Below are 2,174 nucleotides of genomic sequence, written 5' to 3' on the forward strand. Positions count from 1 at the left end.
CGGAGCCTCTCCGGATTGGAAAGGTTCAGTAATAGATGCCAAATGATCACACGCCGCAGATCAAAGAGGCCGTCGAGGCGCTGTTTGGTGTGAAGGTCAAGGCGGTGAACACCACCGTGACCAAAGGCAAGGTCAAGCGGTTCCGCGGCCAGCTGGGCCGTCGGAAAGACGTCAAAAAAGCCTATGTGACCCTGGAAGAGGGCAACACCATCGACGTGTCCACCGGTCTCTGACCGAACCCGTCTTTGGAGAGAGATAAAAGCCCCCGCCGAAAGGCGGGGGCTTTTGTGTGCTAAAAGCTGAACCGCTTTGAGCCGCAAATATCCTGAAAGCACTCTCGGCTACCAAAGAAAGTTCCGTCGGTCATGATACTGCCCTTTGATAGTTCCTCGGAGAAAATTGCTTCGCGCTTAATGCCTTGGTAGGAGGTAAGCGTCGAATTTTCTCCTTGGACTGCCTCTTCAATGGCCGTTGCGGCTTCCAATTCGAGTCCGACAAAAATATCCGTTTTACCCAATTGTTTTGGAAGAAAAGGCGCAACGACAAATCTTCTTTCATTCACAATGGCAACTTCCAAATCGATTGGCTGAGTTTCTACTGATTTTTCTCCCAGAAGCTTTAGTGCAGGGCTAGCTAAACCCATTGTGGGCAACCAAGAAGAAAATGCGGCCCTGCGGGTCCAGTCTTCCGGAAGTTGTTTCGTATTCTCGGTATCCTCCGAAGGCGGGTCGACGAACACCAATGCTGATGGGACTCTTGAAGTGGTTTCCCGCAGGCAAGAGTAAACCGCATAGCCTTTTTGGACAGGTGGGGCCAAAGCCCCCATCCAAGGTGTCACTTGACGTTCCAATGCACCTTTTAGCTTCGTTTTCACTTTCGTGGGTGAATTTGTTCTAAGTTTGAACGAAGCCTTGGACTCAAGAATCATACGATCGTTGTTTTCATTCTCGAACAGGAAATCGGCGGCTTGCCTCAATTGCCTGTTGCGGCGATGTTGCTGGACCTGCGGATCCGAACTCAAGTGACCTGCAAATCTATATCCGACGGATTGAGCAAACAAGATTGCAAGACCTTGTCCCAATCTTCCAGCCAAACTGGTTTGAGTAACATCGTTAAGAATGTTGGCTCCTCCTTCCGTTAGTCGAATGTTGCCCCCAGGATTGGGAGCAAGAATGCCATGGCATTGAAGAAGAAAACCTAATGAAGGAAGAAACAGCCCTCTGGATTCCAAGTAGTCAGCTTTTATAACTGCGTGTGCTAACCCCCAACCTGTGAATCTGAGTGCGTCACGCGCGATAGCAAAATTCTCCCAGTTCGAATTGTCTGGCAGCTTATTTTGCAGTACGTGGTGTCGTTCCCATTCAAAAACGTCAATTTCTTTGTTGCCAAATAGGTTTAGAGTTTCTTTCAACATTCCTCGGATCAATCCTTTGGTTCTTCTGGCCTTTGGTGTCGTATACAGTTTTTCTCGCCTTAAGGTAGAGAGGTGTGTGGATTCTGAGATATTTGCTGCTGCGGTGGTTACATCCCTATTTTCCATTAACCTATAGACACCCACCCCCAACCCTGTTACATGCTCCCAATCTTGCGGCCTCGGATTCGTTCCGGGGCCTTAGATATTTGAAACCGGGGACCTTCGGGGCCCTATACCCATGGCACCTACGGGGGCCTATCACATAGCGGGGGACCTCCCCTGCACTTGCTAAACGGAAGACAGAAAGCATGGCACTCAAGTCGTACAAGCCGACGACGCCGGGCCAGCGCGGGCTGGTGCTGATCGACCGTTCGGAGCTTTGGAAAGGACGTCCGGTCAAGTCTCTTACAGAGGGTTTGACCAAATCGGGCGGCCGGAACAACACCGGACGGATCACTTCACGCCGCCGCGGCGGTGGCGCAAAGCGTCTCTACCGGATCGTTGACTTCAAACGGAACAAATTTGATGTCGCGGCAACCGTCGAGCGGATCGAATATGACCCGAACCGGACCGCGTTCATCGCGCTGATCAAATACGCAGACGGCGAGCAGGCCTATATCCTCGCTCCGCAGCGTCTTGCCGTTGGTGATCAGGTCGTGGCATCCGCCAAGGCCGACATCAAGCCCGGCAACGCAATGCCGTTCTCGGGCATGCCGATTGGTACCATCGTCCACAACATCGAGATGAAGCCCGGCAAGGG

Annotated in this window: 2 protein-coding genes and 1 pseudogene; 2 read left to right on the top strand and 1 reads right to left on the bottom strand. The window is 51.9% G+C overall.

From position 1 onward, the window contains the following. Positions 1 to 41 precede the first annotated feature (41 nt). Positions 42 to 233, top strand: a pseudogene (locus AC2FNB_RS21085) (uL23 family ribosomal protein); the annotation flags it as partial. A 59-nt stretch (positions 234 to 292) separates the two neighbouring features. On the opposite strand, the gene AC2FNB_RS21090 reads toward AC2FNB_RS21085, so the two are convergent. Beyond that, the gene (locus tag AC2FNB_RS21090; protein WP_496748684.1) at positions 293 to 1,414 is read right to left on the bottom strand and encodes a hypothetical protein; all 1,122 of its coding nucleotides are present in this window, start codon (positions 1,412 to 1,414) and stop codon (positions 293 to 295) included. A gap of 308 nt (positions 1,415 to 1,722) precedes the next feature. Between AC2FNB_RS21090 and rplB the strand changes: the two genes are divergently transcribed. Further along, positions 1,723 to 2,174, top strand: a 452-nt coding sequence (gene rplB / locus AC2FNB_RS21095) for a 50S ribosomal protein L2 (RefSeq protein ID WP_496748685.1), incomplete at its 3' end; no start/stop codon positions are given.

The sequence above is a fragment of the Ruegeria sp. BHSB058 genome (genome assembly GCF_059613285.1).

Bases quoted from the DNA above. Each gene is read 5' to 3' on its own strand.
- AC2FNB_RS21090 (WP_496748684.1), bottom strand. From the start codon at position 1,414: ATGTTGAAAGAAACTCTAAACCTATTTGGCAACAAAGAAATTGACGTT.